This is a genomic window from Aeromonas sp. 19NY04SH05-1 (assembly GCF_040581895.1).
Taxonomy (GTDB): domain Bacteria; phylum Pseudomonadota; class Gammaproteobacteria; order Enterobacterales; family Aeromonadaceae; genus Aeromonas; species Aeromonas enteropelogenes.
The window spans coordinates 2,371,543-2,397,533 of sequence record NZ_CP095328.1; the positions used below are offsets into that span (position 1 = coordinate 2,371,543).

The window sequence follows — 25,991 nt, forward strand, 5'->3', positions numbered from 1 at the left end:
AAAAATGTGACATTCCTCCCAGCACGGAAGGAAAACCACTGACTGATGCCAGCCTTGGGACTTTTCTGGCAAAAATGACGCGCGGCAATAAAAAGGCGACCCCGTGGTCGCCTTGTTGATCATGGCCTCGGCCACGAGCGCATAACACCCTTTAGCGCAGCTGCGGGGTATGAGTCATCACCCCCTGATTCTGGGCGCGGTGGCGCAGCAGGTGATCCATCAACACCAGGGCCAGCATGGCCTCGGCGATGGGCACGGCGCGGATGCCGACGCAAGGATCGTGGCGACCCTTGGTGATCATCTCGGTCGCCTCCCCCTCCGTGGTGATGGTCTTGCCCGGCACTGTGATGCTGGAGGTGGGCTTGAGCGCCATGCTCACCACGATATCCTGACCCGACGAGATGCCGCCCAGAATGCCGCCCGCATGGTTGCTGGCAAAGCCGGTCGGGGTCATCTCGTCACGGTGCTCGGAGCCTTTTTGCTCCACTACCGCAAACCCGTCACCGATCTCCACCCCCTTCACCGCATTGATGCCCATCATGGCGTGGGCGATGTCGGCATCAAGGCGGTCAAACACCGGCTCGCCCAGGCCAACCGGCACGTTGCGGGCCACTACCTGCACCTTGGCACCGATACTGTTGCCCTCTTTCTTCAGATCGCGCATGAATTGATCGAGCTCCTCCAGCTTGCCCGCATCGGGAAAGAAGAAGGGATTCTGCTCGATCTGCGCCCCATCGAATGCCTCGGCCTTGATGGGACCGAGCTGGGAGAGAAAACCGATGATCTCGATGCCGTGCACCTGTTTCAGGTACTTCTTGGCGATAGCCCCCGCCGCCACCCGCATCGCGGTCTCGCGGGCAGAGGAGCGGCCACCGCCGCGATAGTCACGCTGGCCATACTTCTGGTGGTAGGTGTAATCGGCATGGCCAGGGCGGAACAAGTCCTTGATATCGGAGTAATCCTTGGAGCGCTGATCGGTATTTTCGATAAGCAGCCCAATGGAGGTCCCGGTGGTCTTTCCTTCGAACACCCCGGAGAGGATCTTTACCTCGTCCGGCTCGCGGCGTGGCGTGGTATAGCGGGAGGTGCCGGGCTTGCGCCGGTCCAGATCCCCCTGCAGATCCGCTTCGCTTATCTCGAGCCCGGGCGGGCAGCCATCGACCACGGCGCCCAGCGCCAGGCCATGGCTCTCGCCAAAGGTGGTGACCCGAAAGAGTTGGCCAAAACTGTTCCCTGCCATGCTTGCTCCTGCTTAGTTCTTGTAGATGGCGAAATGATCCTGATACTGCACCAGCTCGTCACGGGTCATCACGAACACACCGTGGCCGCCGTTCTCGAACTCCACCCAGGTAAAGGGGATCTCGGGGAACTGGGCCTCCAGGTGGATCATGCTGTTGCCCACCTCGACCACCAGCACGCCGTCCTCTTTGAGGAAATCAGCGGCATGGGCCAGCAGGCGCTTGGTGAGCTTGAGGCCATCGGAACCCGATGCCAGCGCCAGCTCGGGCTCGTGGCGAAACTCGTCCGGCAGATCCGACATGTCTTCGGAGTCCACGTAAGGCGGGTTGGAGACGATGAGATCGTACTTGTCCCCGGCCGGCAGATCGCGGAACAGATCGGAGCGGATCGGAATAACCTGCTGCTCGAGCCCGTGATCATTGATGTTGCGCTCGGCCACGTTGAGGGCATCGACGCTGATGTCGATGGCATCCACTTCCGCCTCGGGGAACTCGTGAGCCATGATGATGGCGATGCAGCCGGAGCCGGTGCAGAGATCCATGATCCGGGTCGGTTCATGTTTGAGGAAGGGCGCGAAGCGGTTGGCCACCATCTCGGCGATGGGAGAGCGCGGGATCAACACCCGTTCGTCCACATAGAACTCCCAACCGGCATACCAGGCCTTGTTGGTGAGATAAGGTGCCGGCACCCGCTCCTGCACACGGCGAATAATGAGTTCGGCGATACGGTGACGTTCGCTGCTGGTCAGGCGGGAGTGGCGCATGGCGGGATCAACGTCCGGCGGCAGATGCAACGCGGGCAGTACCAGTTGCACAGCCTCATCCCAGGCGTTGTCGGTCCCATGTCCGTAGAAGATACCGGCGTCGTTGAAACGACTCATGGCCCAGCGCAACATGTCCTGGATGGTGTGCATCTCGGCAACCACCTCATCGATAAATATCTTGTCCAAATCCACCTCCAAGTCGAGTAATATCCGGCCCGAGAATTTTACAAAGCGAGCAAGACGAGTACCTGATGAAAAAAACGCCCTCACCGACAGACGAGGAAACCCAGCTGTTCCGCGATGCGATAAAAGGTACCCGGAAAATCAAGCAAGATACCATAAGGGCCGAGTTGCGCTCGGTCAAGCAGAAACGCGAACAGCGTGAAAGCCGCGAAAAGCTTGGGGTTGACCACTATTTCAGCGATGAGTACCAGCCCCATCTGGAAGAGGATGGGCCGACCCGTTACGTGCGTGAAGACGTGTCGAAATTCGAGCTGAAAAAGCTCAAGCGCGGCAGCTACCCGCCGGAGATTTATCTGGATCTGCACGGCATGACCCAGCAACAGGCCAAGCAGGAGCTGGCCGCCCTGCTCACCCTGTGCCAAAAAGAGAACATTCACGTCGCCTCCGTGATGCACGGCATCGGCAAACACATCCTCAAGCAGCGTATCCCGAGCTGGCTGGCCCAGCACCCCAATGTGCGCGCATTCCACCAGGCCCCCCGCGAATGGGGCGGTGACAGCGCCATCCTGGTGCTGCTGGATATAGAAGAGTAACGCCCTCGCGACTATCCACGGCCTGCGCCAGAGGCGCACCGCGCAATAAAAAAACCACCGACGTCTTGCGGTGGTTTTTTTATCGGCGCTGACGGGTCACTATCCGGCGGCCTCCACATAACGCTTGAAGTTATCCAGGATGCTCTGCCAACCGGCCTGCTGCGCGGCCGCACTGTGCTCGGTCTCGGCATCGAAGAGTTCATGAACGTGCGTCACGTCCGCCTCTTCGGTGAAACGAACCTCTACCTCTCGCCCGTCATCCATCACATAACAGAGCAGGTTGGGTGCCTCGATGCGGGTGAAGGTGCCGGTAAAATCAAAACCGGCACTGCCATCCCTGGCCGCCATGTGATGACAAAAACGCCCCCCAACCACCAGATCGACCCGACTGCTGGTCGTGTGCCAGTCATCGCTAGCCGCATTCCATCTGGCCACACAATCCGGATCATTCCAGGCCCACCACACCGCTTCTATCTCTTGTTCGACACGCGTCTCGACGCTGATCTTCATCACCCTCTCCCGATTTGTACCAAGGTAAATTCCCGATCGAGCCGCGCCTTCACTGCTGCCATTCATACCTTGCGAAGATGCATGACGTCGATCCACGAGTCCACAGAGTAAAGCTCACCCCTTTATTCACCACCAGCCGCGAAGGAATAGTTGCCAAATCTGATGCAGGCAATACAGGATGAAACTGTTGGTACAAACAGCCCCGATGCCCGACACAAACATAACGCCAAATAAAGCAGCTCTATACTGATTATCAATGAGTTATTCGCAATGGAGGTTACATGTTTACACAGGGAACCCACGCCGATATCAAATCATCACTCAATGCCATCGGTGCCGCTGTGGCCATGTTTGAGCTTGATGAGGATGACCGCTTTATTTTGGTGTCGGCCAATGACACCTTTGCCCAGGCATTCGAGCTGGATGTCGTCGGCAGTATCGGCAAGCGGTTGGGCGAAATGTTCCCCCGTTACATCACTGGTTGCATAGAGCCGCCGATGAACGAGTGCGTCACCCAGCAGACGGGGCTGGAGAGCGAACTGCCCATCGACACCCTGTCACGCACCAGCTGGTGGCGTTTTGTGATCTCCCCCATCATGTCGGAGCACTCCCGCATCAGCCGGATCATGGTCACCGCCATCGATATCACCACCAAGAAACAGCTGGAAGAGGCGCTCAAGATGAGCCGCAAGCGCTTCGAGGCCGTGGTCAACTCCGCCTATGACGGCATCATCAGCGTCAACAGCGAGTCGCGCATCGAACTCATCAATACCGCCGCCTGCGAAATGTTCGGGATCGACGAGAGCTATATTGGCAAGCGCCTGGAAACCCTGTTGCCCCAACGCTTTCGCGCCCATCATGAGGGTTATTTCAAGTCTTTCAGCAACTCCCCCATCAACTCTCGCCCCATGCACGCCCGCTCCGCCGTGATGGGATTGCGGCGTGATGGCAGCGAATTTCCGCTGGAAGTGACCATTGCCAAGATCAATCTGGGGCAAACCACCGAGATGACCGCCATCTTGCGGGATATTTCGGAGCGGGCCCGTCTGGTGGAGGAGCTGAAGGTGGCCGCCACCACGGATCCCTTGACCGGGATCGCCAACCGCCGCCGCATCGACGAAATGCTGCATCTGGAGATGCAGCGCAGCCAACGCTTCAGCCATACCATGAGTCTGCTGCTTATCGACATCGATCACTTCAAGCAGATCAATGACACCTATGGCCATCAGCAAGGGGATCGGGCCATCCTCAGCCTGGTCAATCGCATCGCCAGACAGCTTCGGGAAGTGGACATGCTGGGACGCTGGGGGGGCGAGGAATTTGTCCTGCTACTGCCGGAAACCTCGCAGGAACAAGCCTGGGGCAGCGCGGAGCGGATCCGCTCGATCATCGAATCAGGGCTTCATGAGCTCAATAGCGGCATCGAAGTCCCACTCACCGTCAGCATTGGCATCAGCACCAGCCAGGGTGCCCAGGATACGGTCGAACAACTGGTGCACAGGGCCGATACCGCTCTCTACCTGGCCAAAAAGCAGGGGCGCAACTGCTGCCAGCAGGAGGTAATGAAGTAATCTGCCCGACTCACCCCTTGCATGAGACACAACGCATTGGCAAAGCCCGTGTCAGAGGTTTGCTCATTCAATATGACCGAAAAAGCCACTCTCCATTTTGATGCACTTGATCCGCGAGGCACCCGATCGTCTGCGGTTGACTAGTTCTTGACAGACGCGCGAAACCGCTGCAGGGCAAAATCGACCATGCCTTCGACGCTCCCGTTCAACTCATACTCTCGTCGCAAATAGTGTGCATCATTCCCTTCCCGAACGATCTGCAAGACATGTTCGAGGGCGGCTGAACAATGCAGGGCATCGGCATGGGGCTGAATGCGGGCAACGGTGGCCAAGATATCATCATGTAATGACATCTTTTCATGAGACTTGGGATGTACCAGTATCCCTTCCATGCCAAAACGACACGCCTGAAAGCGATTGTAGTTGTAGACCAGATAGTCATCCTCTACCGGATCGGGTTCACTGCGTTCCAACAGATATTTGCAGAGCGTCTGTAAATATCCGGCTATTGCCGCAGCACGAGTTACCGATAATGGCGTATCACATACTCGCAATTCAATTGTGCCATATTCCGGCTTCGGTCTGATATCCCAATAGAAATCCTTCATGCTGGTGACAATGCCCGTATTTTCCATTTTTGAGAAAAACTTGTGAACAAATTCTTCCCAGCACAGATAAAATGGCGCCCGGCCACTCAGAGGAAATGCAAATACTGAATTAAGACGGGCAGAATTAAACCAGGTATCATATCCCTGCACAAAAGGTGACGAGGCTGACAACGCAATAAAATGGGGAACATAACGGCTCAAGGCATGTAAAAGGAAGAGTGCCTCATTGGCTTCAATACAACCAACATGAACATGTTGACCAAAGATAGTAAACTGTTTTGTCAAATATCCATATAACAGCGACACCTCCTTGAACCTTGTCTTGTTAAAAATACGACGCTCAGGCCACAGTTGAAAAGGATGGGTCCCTCCCCCACAGACGCCGATATTAAGGCGATCACCTGCCTGTACCAGAGCCGTGCTGATTTTTATCAATTGAGACAGTAGCGTGGTGTATTCACTGTGCACATCCGTCATGACTTCCAGCATGCTCTCGGTCACTTCTGGCACGACAAATCCCGGGAAAATATCACGCTCCAATAATTCGAGCATATCGGGGCTGGCTGCAGCCAGGTCAAAATCGCTAAAGCTGACCAGTTGCAACTCCAGTTCAACCCCCAGCGTCAGGGCCTGTGACGATTTGAATGGTTCAAGTGGCATATCAAACCTCCTTATGTGGCTCAGCCACTTCATGAGCCCAACGCAATGCCAGCTGGCTCAAGACAGGTCCCAATATCTCCAGCATCAGGGCTATCGCGATAAGTGGTGAAAGTTGATCGACTAGATCAACCCCACGGTAGCGGGCCTGTTCAAGCATCAAGATAATGGAGACCGACATGGGAGCCGTTGCCAAGCCGACAAGCCACCCCTTATGCCAGGAGATACCACTCAATTTTGCGAAAATGCTTATCACAACCGCTTTTACCAACTGTCGCACGACCAGAATAAAGAGACCAAGCCAGATACCGGCATATACCTGTCCCCATGCCAGCTTGGCCGCAATAAAGACAAATAAAAATATGGAGACAAGTTCACCCAATGAACCAAAACCACGTTGGGATGACGTCAACACGACCCGACGATGGCGCGCTACGATCCCAAATATCAGCACAGCAAAGATGGGAGAGAGCTTGAGGCTATGTGTCAGTGCAACAAGCCCAATAACGGTGATCGTGAATGCCAGGGTATTATCATGGGTGGTTCGGTCTGTCGGCCTTAACAGGGTCGGAATCATCATTCCCAGCACAGCGCCGACACCCGCAGAAGCGAACAACACCATCAGGCTGATATGTATCGCGTCCCATACATTGCCAGACGTATTGAACACAACCAGGCCAAGTATCATTTTGAAGACCAACACGGCCAGCATTGAATTCAGCACCGAGAGATGCAACGCCCGTTCGGTCACCTGGCCGGAACTTCTTTGTTCCAAGATGACCCGTATGATCGTTGCCGGCGAGGATGCCGTTGATAACGCCGCCAGCAACAATGCAATCATTTGCGATTGCGCAAACCAGATCATCACGGCATACACAGCGATAAAAATGAACATGCTTTCCGTGACACTGGTTACCACAATCCAGGGATTAGTACGAAGCCAATGTAAATTAATCCGGTAAGAGCCTGTAAATAATTCTGTGTAACTGCCCACTCCATTACAGGTGACCGTTCAGACGATCACCGAACTCGATAATAAAGCGATTCAGGGCAAGCTTCCAATTCTGGATTGGCATGGTCCATTTCTTTGAAGCCTGCTGTATCGCGAGGTACGCCACTTTTAGCGCCGAGTCGTCGGTCGGGAAGAGCTTCCTTTGCTTGGTCGCCTTGCGCAGCACGCTGTTCAGCGACTCGATAGCATTGGTGGTGTAGATCACCTTCCGGATGGCGGGGGGATACTCGAACAGTGTGATCAGATTATCCCAGTTGCCCTGCCAGGAGCGCGTTATCTGCGGGTACTGGCTATCCCAGCGCTCGCCGAAGGCCGCCAGCGCCTGCTGAGCCTCACGTTCCGTCGCAGACTGGTAGATCTGCTTCAGATCCGCCGTCACCGCCTTGTAGTCCTTCCAGGAGACATAGCGCAGCGAGTTGCGCACCATGTGGACGATACACAGTTGCACCTTGGTCTGGGGATACTCCACAGCAATCGCATCAGGGAAGCCCTTGAGACCGTCCACACACGCAATCAGGATGTCTTCCAAGCCGCGATTCTTCAGCTCGGTCAGGACCGACAGCCAGAACTTTGCCCCTTCGGTCTCGGCCAGCCACAGGCCCAGCAGCTCCTTGTGCCCCTCCATATTGATGCCCAGTGCCAGATAGAGCGACTTGTTGATCACCCTCTGGTTCGCGCGGATCTTCAGCACAATGCAGTCCAGATAAACGATGGGATAGAGCGGATCCAGCGGCCGGTTTTGCCATTCGTGGACCTGCTCGATGACACGTTCGGTCACCTTCGATACCAGCCCCGCCGAGATGTCGGCGTCATACATCTCTTTGAATGCGTCAACGATATCCCGCGTGCTCAAGCCCTTGGCGTAGAGGGCGAGGATCTGGTCGTCCATCTGGGTCAGGCGGGACTGGCCCTTGCGGACGAACTGAGGTTCGAAGGACGAGTTACGGTCACGAGGCGCCTGGATAGTGACCTCTCCGTGCTGCCCTTTTAGGCGTTTGGCGGAATAGCCATTGCGATTGTTGCCGGTCCCGCGGCCTTGTGGGGCGTGTTTCTCGTAGCCCAGATGTTCGTCCATCTCGGCATTGAGCGCGGTCTCGACGGTGAGCTTGATCAGCTGTTGGGTGAGGGTGCCGAGATCTTTTTCAGACTTGATGTCTTTGGCCAGCTCAGCGGCCAGTGCTTTGAGTTTGTCTTGGTCCATTTGCTTACCCACGAAGGTATCCTTTTGAAAAAGTTACTTATTCGTGGGCGGTTACACAATTGGATTTACAGGCTCTCCGGTAACCACATTCGAACAGCAGCAACCCGAATGCAATATTTGCCAGCAATGTGGTGCTCGAGTTTGTTGGCGGCAAAAAACCGCTTTGTGATGAAGCCAGAATGAAACCCACCACTGCATACACACTAATACGTGGCAATTTTGTCCAGCGCTGCGCCAACTCGCCCATATACCATGCTATAAAAATAGTTATCGGCCATGCCCCATCTTTTAATACTGCTATGAGTTCAGCCATGTCGTGTCTCTCTCAGTTGTGCCACATCGGTACACTGCAACAACAAAAATGAGCACTTTTAGTTGTTATTTTAAATTCATCTGCAACAGCATTAAAAATGAAAGCTTTGATGGCTTTTGGGTTTTTCAATGACTCTGTACCGAGAGAGTACAGAGTCATTGCACCACTTTTACAGCCCTTCCAATTTATCAAACAATAACCAACATATTGTTACTGTTTGAGGCCATCGTAAATCTCGCCATAGCGAATATTTTCACGTTCATAATAAGCCAGCATGCTGTTCAAGCGTCCTCTAAAGTCCTCATAGTTTTGCCTTTCTTTCGGTGTCCATAACATTTCGGATAGTGCTGCCATCCTTGGAAACGCTTGATACTCAACCTTGTCCCAACTATGCATATACTCAGACCAGAGCTGACCCTGTGCTCCAAGAATATTCCCCCTGTACTCAATAGCCAATTTGGGAGGAATAGGATCATAGTTGTAGACATCCTGTAATGTTGTCAGGCAACAAATTGCCTCATATTCAACCCCCTTCGCCAACTCCTGCTTCTCTGGTGCTTGATAATGATCAAAATACAGCCCTGAAGCCATCACAACCGGGTTCCCTCTTTCTGCTGCCAGTCTGCCTTTATCTTTATCTCGCCAAGCCATCACAACCATATTCTTCGATATGTCATCCCCTTCCACTCCACGACCTTCCATAACTTCATCCCAACCAACAGCGGTGAATCCTTTGCTGTTGATAGTTTTTTCTACTTCCCGTACAAACCAACGCTGTAGACCATTCTCATCAGAGAGTTTTAGCTCTTTAATCCTGTCTTGTTCTGACTTGGATGTTTTCCATTGCTCTTTAGTCGCCTCATCCCCCCCCAAATGGACATAGCGAGAATTGGGAAACAGCTCGGCTATCTGGGTGAATATTTGGTCAACCCACCTAAATGTTGCCACATCTGTATTCAGCAAATAAGGGTGTACACCCCATGTTGTTTTGACTTCTGGCTTAAAGGGTTCCGTGGTATCCGTCACGCCCAATTCAGGGTAGGCTGCCACGGCCGCCGCCATATGGCCTGGCATATCGATCTCGGGGATCACTTCCACATGCCGACTCTTGGCGTACGCAACGACTTCTTTTATCTCTTCTTGTGTGTAATAGCCACAGGTTGGTTGACCATCTGACCCTGTTCTGTCCCCATAAGGCGGTGTTGATGCCCGACACCCACCCACTTCCGTCAGTTTTGGCCAGTCACGGATCTCAATCCGCCACCCTTGATCATCCGTCAGGTGCCAATGAAATTTATTAAGTTTATGATATGACAGCTGGTCTATGAATTTCTTGATATTGTCAACACTGAAGAAGTTTCGTGCCACATCAAGATGCATACCACGCCAGCTAAATTTTGGATAGTCGATGATGCTGACAATTGGCAACGTATTTTTTTCATATGGCAAGAGTTGCAATAATGTTTGAATGCCGTACAGCACACCCGTCTCTGTATTACCAATAATGTTTGCCTGCCCATCAACAATATTCAGTTTATAACCCTCTTCGGATACGGTGGCTGACGCTTCGACAGAGAGAATGATAGATTTTTCAGTCTTGGTTGAGTCATCAACCGGAGACTCCTTTATATTGAGGCTTAAATTATTATTCTGCTTAAGAATATCAGCAAGATAAGTAGCCTCATCCTTTAACTCCGTATTTTGTTCATAGACAATACTCACCGTATTATCTACCGTCCAGCCACCTTCCGTTTGCTCAAGCTTTACCGGTGCTGGAATAACCGAGACAACTGGAACTTCTGGAGTAACAGGCTTGCCAGTATCAGATGAGTCATTATTGCATCCTGCAAGCACCAGTAGAACAACAATCAGTGCTATTGAAACTGCCAGCAAGTAATAAACTGTTTTAGTTTTAGCCATGATAACCGTCTAACCTCCCTGAAAGAATTGATATCTCTATGAGATTGAATCATTTATGAAATGTCTTACCATTCCACCCTCCGTCATTTTGTCACTCAACCATATACATCGTTTACATTCACTCGACGACAACTCACATTGTCATCAATAACGAAAAGAAAATACTGCTATATCTGAACCATCATTGTCTTATCATCACCCTCCAGCCATTTAATCTCATGAGGTTGGGGAGCATTGTTCATCGCTCGCTATTCTTTATTGTTAATATGATTAACTAGCTTGAATCCAAGGTATATTTAACATGCATAACATGTTGTATCCGGATAATATGTGACACTAATCTCATCTCGCTGATGAGATTGAAGGTGAGTTTAAGAGGTGTTGCTCGATTATCTGGTGGCAGACCGCCGATATAGTGCATTTACACCCCAGTGGTCAGTTACATGAGTATTTATTGCGCATGCGACAGTTTTATACGCACCCTGCACAAACGATTTGATGATGATCACACCGGCTACAACAGTCTCAACATGTTCAGTGTATTGAGAAGTACCGAAGATAAAGAACCTCCCACTATTCCACCACTCATTATCTCTTATCTATGTCGGTCTGGTTTGGCTATGGCGAGATATCTCGTATCTGGCAAACCGGCGGCATAAATAAGGAGGGAGGCACCAGGCCTCCCTCTTGACTTACAGCTGCTCAATTAATTTCATTTAGTCAGCACCAAACTGACGCTCGCGAGTAATATTCATCGCTCATCACTGGCTGACTGGCGCCCAAGGGCCACCCTTAACGGGATCGTCCCCTTGCGTCCACCACTTGGCCTGATAGACGACGCCCTTGTGGCTCACCTTGTCCCCCCCCTGGTAGACCTTGCCAGCATCCCAGGCCGGGATCCCGCCCACAGGTGGCTCACCCGGATCAACTGGCGGTACAGGCAATGTCTCCACGATCCGCACCTTGGGCCAGCTGGCGTGGGAGCCATAGAGGTTGGTCACACACTTCTCGTAGTCTCCGGGCACCAGAGCCGAATAGGCAGTCTGGAAGCCCACCAGCTCGCACTCGAAGGAGTAACCCCCCGGGCGATCCGGGTAGTATTTCCAGTTGCCATCCCAGTTGGTGTAGAGCACGTCAGTGGCGCCATTGAGATTGAGGCTGCCATAGGGCGTCTGCTGCCAGCAGGTGTTTTTCTCGTCACTCTTGAGGGGGATCTGGTAGTGAGCGGAGAGCCCTTCCCAGTAGCGGATCCGGTTGACCGGCTGACCCTTGTCCTTGTTCTGCTCGCCACACTCGATGCCGCCGTTGATGACGTTGATGGTGGTACCAAACCCATAACCAATCCCGGCATTGGTCTCTCGCGTCGAGGGCACCCAGGTACGATCGATCACGTGCAACATGGCCGGTTTGGGGGCCTGGGGCGTCAGGAAGAACCAGATTGCCGAGGCCAGGTTGAGCCAGGAGTCGGCAACCAGGCCCGGGTTGTTGAGCAGCACGCTGGCATCGCCGTCAAACATGGCTTCCGAGAAGGCGCCATAGTTGAAATGGTAGGAAAGTTGCTTCGCCCCGCGGCCAAAGTAGCCCTGTCCGGTGGCACAAGGCCACTTCTTGTTTTGCCAGTCGTTCTGGCCACACCCCGTGGTATAGCCGGTTTGCCCTTCCGACCAGCCCATTTCCCGCACGTGTACCAATGCCTGCTGCCACTCTTCCAGTGCCAGCGGGTTATCGGAGATGTTGTCTTTGGCGATGTGGCCACCCGTCTCCTGGGCGAAGTGAGCGAAGGCGGTCACAATGGATTTTTTGCAGATCTCGTCGGCATTGCGACCGTCGGTGTAATCACCACAGAACGCCGGGAACTTGCCGATGGCCCGCAAGAAACGGACATAGGTATATTCAGGCGCAGCCATCTGGGTCAGAAAATCCCACTCGGCCTGTGGAAAGACCCGCTCCACCCGTTTGACGTTCTCCGGGTTGCTGGCAAGTCCCGGTTCGATAGCATCCACCACCGTATTGGGGCGAGTTGCCAGCGCCTTGGACCAGATGGCGTACATGGGATTGGCGGTCTTCTGTTGCTCTACCGCCTTCACGTCCGCCGCCGAGATAAGGTAGCCCCCCGGATTTTGCGGATCGGGCTGGATATTCATGGCGGCATAACCGGGCGCGGCAAACATGGCTGCGACCAAGCAGGCGCAATATCTGCGTCTTAGCATCACTACACTCCTTTGTCCCTCAATGAATGGCCCCCCGAGCATAGGGACTCGGGCGACTAAATTCACGATGAAAATTAAGAATTAATCAGAAGTGTGAGCGGATTCACTTTGAGCCCATTTGCGTCAAAAGGATCGTCAGATGAGGTGCAGTTCCCTGAAAATGTGCCGCCAAGCAGCCAGAAGAGAGCACATCGCATGCTAAAAAAGAGGCGACGCTGAGCCTGATGCCCCTGTCAGAGAAGATGTACGCCAGTGCCTAATTGTGTCTTCATAGAATGGTGTCTTCATGGAGCAGAGAGGCTCGAAGCCCCTCTCATCACCCCCTCAGGGACGCCAGGCGCGGATCAGAATGTTGCGCGGGGTCATGGGCTTGGCACAAAACTCCCCCACCTCGACCCGATAGCCCTGTTCCTGCAAGAAGAGCGCCCGATCGAGGGCCAACCAGATCTCGAGGGGGCGGCGAAACAAATGGCGCACCAACTCCATACGGGCCACATCGCCAAAACGGCGCTCCCCCTGCGCCACAAAGGCGGAGTAATCGAGGTCCTCAGGCAATACCATTCCCTTGCGTGCAGCTGCCCATTGGCAAAATGCCTCGAAAGAGCCGGCGAGCAGGCTTTTTTGCATATTGGGAACCGGCAGATATGCGTTTACCCCGCGCACCTGGCGCTGCAGGCAGTCGAACGCCAGTCGCCACACCACCTCCTGCTCACGCAGACGGGTGATGCGGGCGCCACCGGTCACCGTCTCCTGCAGCGGCAACTTGAGATCCGCTTTGCTAAGGCGCAGTGCACTTGCCCGGGCCAGCGTCGACAGCGGCCGATAGTCGGCACTGCGGATCAGGTGATAACAGCAAGGGGAGATAGTCACCCCGCGCGCCCCGCGCTCGGCAACCCGTTCCAGCAGATGGGTATGCAGCTCGCCGCAGGCATGCAGGGCCATGGCGTGGTGCTCCGGGGCCAGCAGCAGGGCGGAGTCCGGGGAAAAGGCATCGGCGCAGGTGAAGGTCATGGTCGCCCCGTCGCGCTCGGCCAGCTGACGCCCCTCCTCGCATAGCTGCGGCTGCAGCTCCAGGCTCGACACCCGGGCCTTGCGATGGAGCGATACCAGCCGACCAAGGTGCCCCTTGCCCGCACACCACTCCAGATAAGGCCCCTGATGGAGGGGCAAGCAGGCGGTGAAGGCCTCTATCTGGGCCTGCTTGCGCCCAGGCATGTGGCTCGCCATGCTCTTGCTGCAAGTAATGGGCTCGGGCGTGAAGGGCTCAAGCCGACTGAGTTGTTGCAGTTCCGGGCCCTCCGCAATCCAGGGCGCGAGCAGGCGGGCCAGCGCATCCATGTTCCCATCGAGCGCCTCGAGTTCTTCGCAGGTCAGCTCATTGAGCTGCGCCACCAGCTCGGGGGCCTCCTTTGTAAAGGGCATCGTCAGGTGGTGGTAGGGTTGATATTGCCACCAGCGCCTGTGCCGGGTGAGCAGTCGATCCAGTTGTTGAAAACGTTGAGCCAGCACGGGAGCCCTTATCCAGCAGCAAAAAGGAGGCTCATTCTAGCGATCCCCTTTCAAAATGCACTCCCGCCACGGCGTCAATGGCGCTTTTTACAGACAAAAAATCATCACCCTCACCGCAACGTCCAGGCTCAACCTGACAAAGTACAGGGTTTTATGCTATATTCCGCCCCCTCTTTTACGCGGCAAGCCTGGTGCGGGCCGTTTTACCAATAGCAATGGGACCAAAAACATGACCATCAACGCCATTCTGCAGGCGCGCGCGGGCGCCAAGTGTGAACTGTGCAGCGCCGAGCAGGAGCTGACTGCCTTCGTGGTACCTCACTCCCCCGCCAGCGACGATGATCACAGCGTTGCCCTCTGTGACACCTGCCGTGGTCAGCTGGAACAACCGGACACTCTGGTGGTCAACCACTGGCGTTGCCTGGGTGACAGCATGTGGAGCCAGGTGCCGGCAGTACAGGTGATGGCATGGCGCCAGCTGAAGGCCCTGTCCGGTCAGGGTGAAGTGTGGGCCCAGGATCTGCTGGACATGATGTACATGGAAGACGAGACCAAGGCTTGGGCCGAAGCGGGCATGGCCGATGAGGATGACGACAGCGTACCGACCGTCGATTCCAACGGCGCCGTGCTGCAAGAGGGCGACTCCGTCACCCTGATCAAGGATCTGGACGTGAAGGGCGCCGGCTTCACCGCCAAGCGCGGCACCCTGGTCAAGGGCATCCGCCTGACCAACAACCCGCTGCACATCGAAGGCAAGGTCAACGGCGTGCAGATCGTGCTGGTTGCCGCCTACCTGAAAAAGGCCTGATCCGGCATACAGTATGTCCCCCGGCAACCATGATGCCGGGCTGACACCACAGAAAGGGTGGCTGCTTCGGCGCCATCCTTTTTTATTGCGCCATGTTTGCCTCCCGTGATGCTGCTGGCATTAGCCATGACAGACCTAAGCAGGATTCCGGCTCCCTTGGCTCACCGTCAAACCTCCTTTCCGTTCAGCCCGTTTTTCGCCCCTTAAGTGGCGATTTCACACCACAGACACCAATATCCATAACATGAGTGTGCCTACATGAATGGCGGCGGAAACGGACGCGCCGACAATCGTCTCTTTCGGCAGCACAAACAAAGACTCATATGATGTCTTTTTTGTTTCAACTACTGACAACATTGTGACATAGCTCATAAGGCGCGGAAAATTCACTATTTTTTCCGATAGTGGAGCTTAATTTAGCAGTATTGATGCGCGTTGGTGTGGGTGCCTTTCCACCCATCCCATCGTGTCTTCCAAGGATGGCCATAGACTCATGCAGGAACCTCCCGCTTCACTCATCCAGCTCAAGCAAGAGCTGCAGCAGCTCAAAGCCATCTTCAACGAGATTGGCGCCTATATCTTCACCAAGGATCTGGCCGGACGTTACACCTATGCCAACCAGGCGGTGCTGGATCTGTTTGGCTGTACTCTGGCCCAGTTGCAGGGGCAGGATGACAGTCGCTTTTTCAACCTGAATGACTCGGACGCCCTGCGGCGCAACGATCGCCAGGTGCTGGAGCAGCAGATCACCGTCGCCGACGAGGAGATCAACTACATCAAGGCGACCGGTGAGCCGCGCATTTATCTGAGCGTCAAGAAGCCGATGTACGACGAGGAGGCACGCCTGATCGGCCTGTGCGGCATCGCCACCGACATCACGGAGCGCAAGGCCATCGAGGCCAAACTGGCGGAACAGCACCAACTGCTCGAGATCATCCTCGCCCACGTCGATGCCTACATCTACATGAAGGACACCCAGCATCGTTACCTCTACGTCAACCAGAAGACCTCTGAGCTGTTTGGCATGCCCCCCGAGCAGATGGTCAACATGCGCGACGATGATCTGCTGCCGGCAGAGATCGCCGCCCAGTTGCAGCAGATGGATGGGAAAGTATTTGCGACCGGTGAAACCCAGGCCGGCGAGGAGTGTCTGTTCGACGAACAGGGCATGATGCACTACTACTGGTCGGTGAAAGTGCCCTTTGTCCTGGCCAATGGCACCCCTACCCTGATCGGTTTTTCCTCGGACATCACGGAGTTGCACCACCTCAAGGAGCAGTTGCATGCCCAGTCGGTGCGCGACAGCCTCACCGAGCTCTACAACCGCCGATTTTTCTTCGAGCTGTGCGACAAGCAGCTGAACTTCAATACCCGCCATCACAGTCACTCGGTGCTGATCCTGATGGACGTGGATCAGTTCAAGACCATCAATGATCGCTTCGGCCACCCGCTGGGGGACAGGGCTTTAATCCATCTGAGTCAGGTGATGCAACCCGTGCTGCGCAGTGAAGATGTGCTGGCCCGGATCGGGGGGGACGAATTTGCCATCCTGCTACCCGAGACCCACCTGACGGCCGCCGCCTCCCTGGCGGAGCGGTTACGGCATACTGTCATGAACAAACCGCTGACACTGCCCGATGGCAGCAGCCTCGTCATCACCATCAGCGCAGGTCTGGTACAAAACGAGCACGGGGAGTCGATGGAGAGCTTCTATGCCCGCGCCGATCAGATGCTCTATCGGGCCAAACAGATTGGCCGCAATTGCATCGCCTGCTGAGCAATAACCGGGGGTGAGGGAAAGCCCCCCACCCCGTCACCTTTCTTACAGCTGCTGGCGCAGCATGAATTTTTGCACCTTGCCGGTGGAAGTCTTGGGCAGCGGAGTGAAGATGATCCGCTTGGGCGCCTTGAAGTGGGCCATCTGCTCGCGACAAAACGCGATAAGCTCGGCCTGACTCGCCTCACGCCCCTCCTTGAGCTTGACGAAGGCGCAAGGCACCTCTCCCCACTTTTCGTCCGGCATGGCGATCACCGCCACCTCATCCACATCGGGATGACGGTAGAGCACATCCTCCACCTCCAGACTGGAGATGTTCTCCCCACCCGAGATGATGATGTCCTTGGATCTGTCCTTGATCTCCACGTAACCGTCCGGGTGCCACACCGCCAGATCGCCGCTCCTGAACCACCCCTCCGCCATCGCCTCTGCGGTGGCCGCCGGGTTCTTGAGATAGCCCTTCATCACCACGTTGCCGCGCAGCACTATCTCCCCCATGGTCTTGCCATCTTTGGGGACCACCTCGCCACTAACCGGATTGATGACCCGCATCTCCCCCTGCAGCGGCGATGCCACCCCCTGGCGAGCCTTGAGGCGAGAGAGCGAAGTGGCATCCTGCCCTTGCCAGCTTCGCTGCGGTTCACACAGCACGCAGGGGCCATAGGTTTCGGTCAGACCATAGACATGGGTCACGGCGATCCCCATCGCCTCCATGCCAGCGATCACGGTGGCGGGAGGCGCCGCACCTGCTGTCATCACCTTGATGGGGTGATCCAGCCCCTGCTTGAGGGCCGGATCGGCGTTATTGAGCATGTTGAGCACGATGGGCGCCGCGCAGAAGTGACTTACCTTGTGTTCGTGCAGTGCCTCATAGATGGCCGCCGCCTGCACATGGCGCAGACAGACGCTCACCCCGGCGGTCGCGGCCAGCGTCCAGGGGAAGCACCAGCCGTTGCAATGGAACATCGGCAGGGTCCAGAGATAAACGGGATGCTTGGGCAGCTCCCAGGAAAGCACGTTGTTGACCGCATTGAGGTGAGCGCCGCGATGGTGATAGACCACCCCCTTGGGGTTGCCGGTGGTGCCCGAGGTGTAGTTCAACGAAATCGCCTGCCACTCATCCTTTGGCAGCCAACCGGGCGCTTCGCCATCCCCCATGGCGACAAAGGCCTCATAGGTGAGCTCGCTTATCATCTCCCCCTGCTGATAGAGGGGATCATCAATGGCGACCAGCAGCGGCTTGCTCTCGATAAGTGCCAACGCCCTTTGCACCACGGCGCCAAACTCCCGGTCCACCAGCACCACCTTGCTCTGGGCGTGCAGGAAGATGAACGCCATGGCGTCGGCATCGAGCCGGGTGTTGATGGTGTTGAGCACGGCGCCACTCATGGGCACCCCGAAATGGGCTTCGAACATGGCCGGCGTATTGGGGGCCACGATGGATACCGTATCCCCCTCGCCGATACCGTGCAGGCCGAGGGCCGAGGCCAGCTGACGGCAGCGCCGTTCGGTCTGGGCCCAGGTTTGACGCAAGGGGCCGTGGATCACCGCCGGATAGTCGGGATAGACGCGGGCCGCCCGCGCCAGAAAGCTGATGGGGGTCAGGGGATCGAAATTGGCGGATGTCTGCTCAAGGCCCATCTCATAGATGTTCTGCTTTGTCATCGGGTTCCTTCCTCACATATGGCACAAAGCGGGGACTCATCCGGTCCTTGCACAGACCGGGCACCACACCCGGGCATCATGCTTCGGGTGGGTCTCTTGCGAAAATGGCAGGGTATCAGGGAGGGGGGGAGGCAACCATTAGCAAAACGTCGTATTGGAATCCGTATGAGGCTTTAAAAGCGTGAGTGCGGCATCTTGAGCGGGGCTTTTTTCAAGCTCTCATTCGGGCAACCCCCAAGCCTTTTCCCTGTGCTGAATATTGATATAGCGCGAGCGGTTCGGAGCAATCCGAATACGCACTCCAGATATATTTATTTTCATCCAGTCATCACCCGACAATAAATTCAAAGGCGACATCAGGAATAATTATGAAATAAGTATTGCGATGTACCAAATAACATGAAATTAACGTTTGCGATCGCCATAAATATATTCTGTGAACCAGCCCATAAAGCCGAGTGAGTACCATGTTCATCCCCTTTCCAGCACGTTATGGTTACATCCTGAAACAATCCACCGGATGTTCAATATCAGGCCAGATTTCTCGCCAACGAGTGCGCAGCTGGCAGTCAAACTGCGCACTTCTCTGTCATGACGAAGGAACCCTATCGACCCGATATTCCGCCGAACCTTAACCTGCTTTATCGAGGAGCATTTTATGTGTGCCGAGCCGAATACCAAGACCCGGAGACAATTCCCCACCGCGTTTACCATTCTGTTTCTGATCATGTTGCTGGCTATTGCCCTCACCTGGATTATTCCGGCGGGAGCCTATGCCAAACTCTCTTATAATCCCGCCAGCGCTACCTTGATGGTCAACACACCGCAAGGAGAAACCAGCCGGGTGCCCGCCACCCAGGCCGAGCTTGAAAAATTGAATATCAATATCGACGTTGCCCAGTTCATCAACGGCACTATTCGCAAGCCCATCGCCATTCCCGGCACCTATGAGCGACTGGAGCAGGCCCCCAAGGGGCTCGGTGACGTGGCGGTCAGCATGGTCAAGGGCACCATAGAGGGGGCAGACATCATCGTCTTCATCCTGGTGCTGGGCGGGCTTATCGGCGTCATCAACAAGACGGGCGCCTTCAGTGCGGGTCTGGTGGCACTGTCGCGCAAGACACAAGGCAACGAGTTCCTGTTCGTGGCCCTGGTCTGTCTGGTGATGGCGCTGGGGGGGACCACCTGCGGGCTGGAAGAGGAGGCGGTCGCCTTCTACCCCATCCTGGTGCCCATCTTCCTGGCGCTCGGGTATGACTCCATCGTCTGCGTGGGGGCCATCTTCCTCGCCGCCTCCATGGGCACCACCTTCTCCACCATCAACCCCTTCTCCGTGGTGATCGCCTCCAATGCCGCCGGCATCCCCTTCACCGAGGGGCTCATCTTCCGTGCGGTCGGCTGCCTGGTGGGCACCCTGGTGGTGATCGCCTATCTCTACTGGTACTGCAAGAAGCTCAAGGCCAATCCGGCCTTCTCCTACACCTATGAGGACAGAGAGAGCTTTCGGGCCCGCTTCCTGAAAGAGGGCTCCATGGATGAGGGCGTGCCCTTCACCCTGCGCCGCAAGATCATCCTGACCCTGTTCATCCTCGCTTTCCCGCTGATGGTGTGGGGCGTCTCCATGGCCGGCTGGTGGTTCCCGCAGATGGCCGCCTCCTTCCTCACCATCGCCATCATCATCATCTTCATCTCGGGACTGAAGGAGAAAGAGGCGGTCGAAGCCTTCACCCAGGGAGCCTCCGAGCTGGTGGCCGTTTCCCTCATCATAGGGCTGGCGCGGGGGGTCAACCTGGTACTGGATCAGGGGATGATCTCGGACACCATACTGGCCTATGCCTCCGATCTGGTCTCCGGCATGCACGGCGCCGTGTTCGCGGTGAGCCAGATGCTAGTCTTCACCTTGCTGGGACTGGTGGTGCCCTCCTCCTCGGGGCTCGCGGTGCTCTCCATGCCCATCATGGCGCCGCTGGCGGATACCGTGATGATCCCGCGCTACATAGTGGTGTCGGCCTACAACTGGGGACAATACGCCATGCTGTTCCTGGCCCCCACCGGCCTGGTGCTGGTCACCCTGCAGATGCTCGGCATCCAGTTCAACAAGTGGGTCAAGTTCGTGCTGCCCATGGTGGGCTTCGTGCTGGGCTTTGGCGCCCTGATGCTGGTGCTGCAGGTGATGCTGGCCTGATCGGCCAATGCCGTGACACGCCGCCGCAGGGCGGCGTGTTTTTTATGCCGGCGTTAGTGACGCACCCGTCCCTGCTGGCGAAAACAGTAGAGCTTGAGGCTGATGTCGGCGAGGTCGGCGGGCAACTCTTCCCCGTCTGCCGCCAGCGGCTGATAGAGGGAGGCGAGCAGTCGTTCGGCTTGCTGCATCGTGATGACATTGGCCTGGATGGCCGGGGTGATCCAGCTGGGTAACAGTGACATAAGTCCCCCTTCTCACTCTTTCAGTATCAGGTCCCGGATTGGCTGTGGCTCTGCGTCAACGCGCCATCCATCTCCCCTGACGCCTTTCCGCTTCTTGCCACATACGCTGCAAAAGCCTTGCCGGATTGACTCCTTGCCCCCAATCCCCGCGCCTTAGGCTCTCGAACCGCCCAACAAGCCTCGCCCGAGGCCATCAACATGCCAGATGATTGCAAAATGCGACTCAAAATAGGCCCATGCTCCTCTTGTTCTCTCGACATCGCCATTTCGCGGCGATTTTTTCGCCGTTGTCGCCAAAGCCAGACACTTTTTGAGGTGGCGTTTTTTTGACCTTGTCAGCAGCTGTCGCAGCCAGCCCCGGTTCGCCTTGTCCGACCAGGGCGCTATTGACAAGATGAATACAGGCTAGTCAAGCACCCAGATTGAGATTGCAGGAGAAGAGAAGATGAACAAGTCCATGATGGCGGGGATCGGGATCGGTATTACATCGGCACTGGCGTTGTCGGCTGCGGCCAGCGGTGGTTTCTTCACCCCCGAGCCCACCTTCGCCGAGGTGATCGCCAGCAAGCCGGTGACCGAAACCATCAAGACGCCCCGTCAGGAGTGTCGCAACGTCACCGTCACCCACCGCAAACCGGTGCAGGATGAACACAAGGTGCTGGGCACAGTGGTGGGGGCGGCGCTGGGCGGTGTGCTCGGCCACCAGTTTGGTGGCGGCAGCGGCAAGAAGGTGGCAACCGCCGCCGGTGCAGTCGCGGGTGGCTATGCCGGCAACCAGGTGCAGGGCAACATGCAGGCGGGGGATACCTACACCACCACGGAGCAGCGCTGCAAAACCGTGCAGGAGAGCAGCACCCGCACTCTGGGCTATGACGTCACCTACCGCCTTGCGGGGCAGGAAGGGGTGATCCGGATGGACAAGGCGCCGGGGGCCACCATCCCGGTCAAGGATGGCAAACTGGTGATCGACCAGCAAAAAGGGTGATCCCCCTGCCATCCCCCATAAAAAGGCCCGCCTGATAAAAGCGGGCCTTTTGCTATCCGGCTTGCAGGTACAGCGCCTGGTCATTCACTCCTGCAGCACTTTTTCACCGCCCGCACCACGTTCTGATAGCCGGTGCAACGGCACAGATTCCCCGACAGCCCGCGGCGGATCTCCGCCTCGGTCAACGGGCGGCGCTTGGTCTTGTCGAGCAGGGCGGCGCTCGCCATGACCAATCCCGGGGTGCAAAAGCCGCACTGCACCGCCCCCTCGTCGATAAAGGCCTGCTGCACATCGGAGAGCTCACTCCCTTTACGTTCCCCCTCCACGGTGCGGATGGACTTGCCATCGGCCCATACCGCCAGATAGAGGCAACTGTCGAGGGCCACGCCATCGACCCGCACGGTACAGGCGCCGCACTCGCCGACGCTGCACCCCTCTTTCACGCTGATAAGCCCCAGCCCGCGCAGGAAGTGAAGCAGCGACACACTGGGCGAGACCGCGTAGGAGTAGGGTTTGCCGTTGATCTCGCACTGGATCTCCACGGCGGGACAGCTTTGCGGTTGCATCATAGGATCTGGCCTCCGGCCCGTTCGACGGCGCAGGTGACCACCCGCTGCGCCAGGGTTTTGATAAGGTGCAGGCGGAACTCTTTCTCCGCCCGCCAGGAGGATCGCGGCGCCACGTCGGCCACCACCGCCTCGGCAATGGCTGCCAGCGTCGCCCGGGTCAGGGGTTGCCCCTCGGCCGCCGCTTCCGCGTGAGGGGTACGCACCGGCGTCGGGGCCGCCACCCCGTAAGCCAGCCGCAGGCGCTTGAAGTGACCATCCTCAATCTGGCAGTAGGCAGCGCAGCCGATGGTGGCGATATCCATGGCCCCTCGCATGGCGTACTTGAAGTAGTGGGAACCCACCTGGGGGTGCGAGTCCGGGGCAAAGTGAAACGCCACCAGGATCTCCGCCGGTTGCAGCGCCACCTTGCCTGGGCCGGTGTGAAAACCGGCGATGGGGATGCGGCGCGTACCATCGGGTCCGGCGATTTCCAGCTCGGCCTCAAGCGCCACGGTGGGCGCCGCCGAGTCGGCACTGGTGGCGCCGTTACAGATGTTGCCGCCATAGGTGGCGACGTTGCGGATCTGCGGGCCGGCGATGGTGGCGGCGGCTTCCGCCAGCATCGGCAGGCGGCGCTGCACCAGTTCGTTTTCAATCAGCTCGGTAAAGGTGGTGCCAGAGCCGATCCGGATCGATCCGTCGGCCAACTCGCACACCCCTTTGAGCTCGGGCAAGTCGTGAATATCGACGATATGGCGATAGGCGGCGTTGAGGTGATGAAGCTGGATCATCACATCGGTGCCACCGGCCAAGAGGCGCGCCTCGGGGTCGGCCTGGCGCAGGGCGACGGCCTCGGCCACGCTGTGGGCCTTGTAGTAACGGGCAATATCAAACATGGGGTTGCTCCTCCCTTGTGCCCTCGGTGATCAAACCCGCAGCGACAAACTCCCGAAACAGGGTCTTGGGGGTGATGGGCAGTTCGTTGATGGCCACACCGGTCGCCATCCTGATGGCGTTGCGAATGGCCGGGCCGGGGGAGATGATGGGCGGCTCCCCCAGGGATTTGTGGCCATAGACCGACTGGGGCTCATGGGTCTGCACGAAGTCGCACTCAAGCTCGGGCAAGTCCAGCATGGTGGGGAACTTGTAGTCCAGCAGGTTGGGGTTGCGCACCACTCCGCTCTTGGCATCGATGATCATCTCCTCAAACAGGGACCAGCCGATCCCCATCCCCATCCCGCCGTGCACCTGTCCTTCGGCCAGCTGCGGATTGAGGATCTTGCCCGCATCGTGCAGGTTGAGAATACGGTTGATGGTCACCTTGCAGAGATCGATATCGACACTGAGATCGACGAAGGTGCAGCCAAAGCTCGGCGGGTTGGTGGTGGTCTTGTGGGAGACTTCCGAGGTGATCTGGCCGCCGATAGTGAGGTGGTAGTAGGCGTTGACCGACACCTCGGCCACGCTGATGAGCACCTTGTCCGGCGCACCCGCCAGTACCACGTAACCGTCGTTCAGGGTCAGCGATCCCACATCCTGATGGCAGAGCTGGGCTGCCAGCGACAAAATGCGGGCCCGCAGCTGCAGCGCTGCCTGATGGATGGCGGGGGCCGCCACATAGCTCTGGCGCGAGGCGAACGATCCCGGGTCATAGGCGGTGATGTCGGTATCCTGGGTCGAGATGACTCGGATCTGCTCAAAAGGAATGCCTAAAGTCTGGGCCGCCATCTGGGCAAAGACGGTGTCCGACCCCTGCCCTATCTCGGTGGCGCCGATCTGCAGATTGACGGTGCCATCCTGGTTGAGCAGCATGCGGGCGCCGGCTATCTCCACCCCCACCGGATAGGTGTTGGAGCCGTAGCTAAAGCAGGCCACCCCCACCCCGCGCCGTACCCGGCTCGCCGGATCCTGCGTCAGGCACTCGGCCCGCAGGCGCGCCCATTCGAACTGCTCGCCGCCCCGACGCAGGCACTCGGGCAAGCCCGCACTGTAGATGGTCTTCTGGTTGACCTGATTGACGTCCCCCTCGCGGGCCACGTTGGCGATGCGCACGGCGAGCGGATCCAGACCCAGCTCGGCGCAAGCATCATCCAGCATGCATTCGAGGGCAAACACCACCTGGGGTGCGCCGTAACCGCGCATGGCGCCAGCGGTGGGCAGGTTGCTGTAGAAGGTCTTGGCATCGTAGCCAAAGGCGCTGCGTGGATAGAGGTAGCTGATCTTGTTGGCGCCGGCGCTGGCAATCGAATGGCCGTGGGAGGCATAACCGCCGGTGTTGGAGAGCACGTCCAGCTGATATCCCTTGAGGGTGCCATCCCGGTCGATACCGAGGGTGCCGTCGATGGCAAAGCCGTGGCGGGTGCGGGAAGCAAAGAAGCACTCCTCCCGGCTTAAGGAAACCTTGACCGGCACGCCGCCGAGCTTGTAGCTCAGAAACGCCGCCATCGGCTCTTCCAGCACATCCTGCTTGTTGCCAAAACCGCCCCCCATGTAGGGCTTGATGACCCGCACGCTCGACCAGGGCAGGCCGAGGGACTTGGCCACCCGGCTGCGCACTATCTGGGGGATCTGGGTGCTGGAGACCACCACGATATGATCCGGCTGATCCATGTAGGCGTAGCAGGTGACCGTCTCCAGATGGCAGTGCTGCACCACAGGGGTCTGATAGTGGCCTTTGAACTGAACGTCAGCGGCGGCGATGGCCTGCTCCGGCTCCCCTGCCCGAATTTGGCTTTGCCGCAGCAAGTTGCCGCCGGGGTGGATGGGGTGGGCATCGTCGGCCAGGGCGCTGGCCGCATCCGTCATCACTGGCAGCGGCTCGTAGCTCACCCTGACCAGGGCGGCGGCCTTCTCGGCCACCAGGGGATCACGGGCTACCACGATGGCGACGCCATCGCCAAAGTGGCGCACATGGTCGGTGAGCAGACGCCGGTCTTTGACATCCCGCTTGGCCTCATCGAGGGACCAAGCGTGGCCGGCGGTGCGATAGCAGGTGGCGGGCACATCCTCATGGGTAAACACGGCTTCGACTCCGTGCAGGGCCAGCGCCTCGGAGGCGTCGATGGCGAGCACCCTGCCGTGGGCGATGTTGCTTCGCACGTACTTGGCGTGGCGCATGCCGAGCATGATGTTGTCATCGGTATAGCGGGCGCTGCCGGTCACCTTGGCCTCGGCATCCACCCGCTTGAGGGGTAATCCTATGGACATGATCCAGTCCTTTTTCAGATGGGAAAATTCCAGAACCGGATGAAAAACAGCAAGATATGCGCCCGTTTCCCCATGGGAGCGTGAGGATGGCAAGAAGTGTGAAGGGGATCCCATCTGCCTGAATTTCTCGCCCCCGACGCAGTTGTTCGCAGGCAAGCGGGGTGGCAAACAAGGAGAGCAGAAAAAGCGGGCGTATCAATCTGGTAGCCGGCTTTATCAAAATGGTAGCGGCCAGATCTTTGCAGCCAAAGGGGCTCTGACTCTCTTTTCACATAACAAAAAGAA

At 57.1% G+C, this 25,991-nt stretch carries 21 protein-coding genes; 6 read left to right on the forward strand and 15 right to left on the reverse strand.

The genetic code is table 11. The features are described from left to right. Nucleotides 1–151: 151 nt before the first annotated feature. Complete coding sequence (aroC, locus tag MRK42_RS10885) at nt 152–1,240, reverse strand: chorismate synthase (RefSeq protein ID WP_225632486.1); 1,089 nt, start codon at nt 1,238–1,240, stop codon at nt 152–154. A gap of 12 nt (nt 1,241–1,252) precedes the next feature. After that, nucleotides 1,253–2,188: a 50S ribosomal protein L3 N(5)-glutamine methyltransferase gene (gene prmB / locus MRK42_RS10890; RefSeq protein ID WP_026457121.1), complete on the reverse strand. Its 936-nt coding sequence runs from the start codon at nt 2,186–2,188 to the stop codon at nt 1,253–1,255. A 65-nt stretch (nt 2,189–2,253) separates the two neighbouring features. Between prmB and smrB the strand changes: the two genes are divergently transcribed. Then, nucleotides 2,254–2,778, forward strand: a complete 525-nt coding sequence (gene smrB / locus MRK42_RS10895; RefSeq protein WP_338612407.1) for an endonuclease SmrB — start codon at nt 2,254–2,256, stop codon at nt 2,776–2,778. A 99-nt stretch (nt 2,779–2,877) separates the two neighbouring features. Here smrB and MRK42_RS10900 read toward each other — a convergent pair whose 3' ends face one another. Next, the gene (locus MRK42_RS10900) at nt 2,878–3,288 is read right to left on the reverse strand and encodes an SRPBCC domain-containing protein (protein WP_338612408.1); all 411 of its coding nucleotides are present in this window, start codon (nt 3,286–3,288) and stop codon (nt 2,878–2,880) included. A gap of 281 nt (nt 3,289–3,569) precedes the next feature. Between MRK42_RS10900 and MRK42_RS10905 the strand changes: the two genes are divergently transcribed. Further along, nucleotides 3,570–4,859 carry a diguanylate cyclase gene (locus MRK42_RS10905; protein WP_338612409.1) on the forward strand — a complete coding sequence of 430 codons (1,290 nt, stop codon included), beginning with the start codon at nt 3,570–3,572 and terminating at the stop codon, nt 4,857–4,859. Between the two features lie 140 nt (nt 4,860–4,999). Here the strand turns inward: MRK42_RS10905 and MRK42_RS10910 are convergent, their stop codons facing one another. The 7 genes from MRK42_RS10910 to MRK42_RS10940 all read right to left on the reverse strand — a co-directional run bounded on the left by MRK42_RS10910 (nt 5,000) and on the right by MRK42_RS10940 (nt 14,289). After that, a complete protein-coding gene (locus tag MRK42_RS10910) occupies nt 5,000–6,127 on the reverse strand; it encodes a YbdK family carboxylate-amine ligase (RefSeq protein WP_338612410.1) in 1,128 nt (375 codons plus the stop codon). A gap of 1 nt (nt 6,128) precedes the next feature. After that, on the reverse strand, nt 6,129–7,118 hold the full coding sequence (locus MRK42_RS10915) for a cation:proton antiporter (RefSeq protein ID WP_354688262.1): 990 nt from the start codon (nt 7,116–7,118) through the stop codon (nt 6,129–6,131). A 4-nt stretch (nt 7,119–7,122) separates the two neighbouring features. Further along, entirely contained in the window at nt 7,123–8,337 is a 1,215-nt protein-coding gene (locus tag MRK42_RS10920; RefSeq protein WP_042657696.1) for an IS256 family transposase, read from the reverse strand. Between the two features lie 37 nt (nt 8,338–8,374). Further along, a complete protein-coding gene (locus tag MRK42_RS10925) occupies nt 8,375–8,650 on the reverse strand; it encodes a cation:proton antiporter (protein WP_354688263.1) in 276 nt (91 codons plus the stop codon). A gap of 210 nt (nt 8,651–8,860) precedes the next feature. Beyond that, nucleotides 8,861–10,570: a beta-N-acetylhexosaminidase gene (locus tag MRK42_RS10930; RefSeq protein ID WP_338612412.1), complete on the reverse strand. Its 1,710-nt coding sequence runs from the start codon at nt 10,568–10,570 to the stop codon at nt 8,861–8,863. A 761-nt stretch (nt 10,571–11,331) separates the two neighbouring features. Further along, on the reverse strand, nt 11,332–12,780 hold the full coding sequence (locus tag MRK42_RS10935) for a chitinase (RefSeq protein WP_338612413.1): 1,449 nt from the start codon (nt 12,778–12,780) through the stop codon (nt 11,332–11,334). 324 nt (nt 12,781–13,104) lie between these two features. Next, nucleotides 13,105–14,289, reverse strand: a complete 1,185-nt coding sequence (locus tag MRK42_RS10940) for a methyltransferase (RefSeq protein WP_338609823.1) — start codon at nt 14,287–14,289, stop codon at nt 13,105–13,107. A gap of 229 nt (nt 14,290–14,518) precedes the next feature. On the opposite strand from MRK42_RS10940, the gene MRK42_RS10945 reads away from it, so the two are divergent. Further along, complete coding sequence (locus MRK42_RS10945) at nt 14,519–15,097, forward strand: alkylphosphonate utilization protein (RefSeq protein ID WP_042069286.1); 579 nt, start codon at nt 14,519–14,521, stop codon at nt 15,095–15,097. Between the two features lie 493 nt (nt 15,098–15,590). Next, on the forward strand, nt 15,591–16,874 hold the full coding sequence (locus MRK42_RS10950) for a GGDEF domain-containing protein (RefSeq protein ID WP_338609826.1): 1,284 nt from the start codon (nt 15,591–15,593) through the stop codon (nt 16,872–16,874). 45 nt (nt 16,875–16,919) lie between these two features. Here MRK42_RS10950 and MRK42_RS10955 read toward each other — a convergent pair whose 3' ends face one another. Continuing rightward, a complete protein-coding gene (locus MRK42_RS10955) occupies nt 16,920–18,539 on the reverse strand; it encodes an acyl-CoA synthetase (protein WP_338609828.1) in 1,620 nt (539 codons plus the stop codon). A gap of 658 nt (nt 18,540–19,197) precedes the next feature. On the opposite strand from MRK42_RS10955, the gene MRK42_RS10960 reads away from it, so the two are divergent. Beyond that, nucleotides 19,198–20,724 carry a YfcC family protein gene (locus MRK42_RS10960; RefSeq protein WP_338609830.1) on the forward strand — a complete coding sequence of 509 codons (1,527 nt, stop codon included), beginning with the start codon at nt 19,198–19,200 and terminating at the stop codon, nt 20,722–20,724. A 53-nt stretch (nt 20,725–20,777) separates the two neighbouring features. Here the strand turns inward: MRK42_RS10960 and MRK42_RS10965 are convergent, their stop codons facing one another. Beyond that, the gene (locus tag MRK42_RS10965; protein ID WP_224209690.1) at nt 20,778–20,966 is read right to left on the reverse strand and encodes a hypothetical protein; all 189 of its coding nucleotides are present in this window, start codon (nt 20,964–20,966) and stop codon (nt 20,778–20,780) included. Between the two features lie 445 nt (nt 20,967–21,411). Between MRK42_RS10965 and MRK42_RS10970 the strand changes: the two genes are divergently transcribed. Beyond that, nucleotides 21,412–21,951: a glycine zipper 2TM domain-containing protein gene (locus MRK42_RS10970; protein ID WP_042069279.1), complete on the forward strand. Its 540-nt coding sequence runs from the start codon at nt 21,412–21,414 to the stop codon at nt 21,949–21,951. 80 nt (nt 21,952–22,031) lie between these two features. Here the strand turns inward: MRK42_RS10970 and xdhC are convergent, their stop codons facing one another. Genes xdhC through xdhA form a run of 3 tightly spaced genes read right to left on the reverse strand, consistent with a single transcriptional unit; the run spans nt 22,032 to nt 25,706 of the window. After that, complete coding sequence (xdhC, locus tag MRK42_RS10975; protein WP_042026115.1) at nt 22,032–22,520, reverse strand: xanthine dehydrogenase iron sulfur-binding subunit XdhC; 489 nt, start codon at nt 22,518–22,520, stop codon at nt 22,032–22,034. After that, complete coding sequence (xdhB, locus tag MRK42_RS10980) at nt 22,517–23,395, reverse strand: xanthine dehydrogenase FAD-binding subunit XdhB (protein WP_338609836.1); 879 nt, start codon at nt 23,393–23,395, stop codon at nt 22,517–22,519. Before xdhB ends, xdhC begins: the two co-directional genes overlap by 4 nt. Further along, the gene (xdhA, locus tag MRK42_RS10985) at nt 23,388–25,706 is read right to left on the reverse strand and encodes a xanthine dehydrogenase molybdenum-binding subunit XdhA (RefSeq protein WP_338609838.1); all 2,319 of its coding nucleotides are present in this window, start codon (nt 25,704–25,706) and stop codon (nt 23,388–23,390) included. The genes xdhB and xdhA overlap by 8 nt, the downstream gene beginning before the upstream one ends. Between the last annotated feature and the right edge of the window lie 285 nt (nt 25,707–25,991).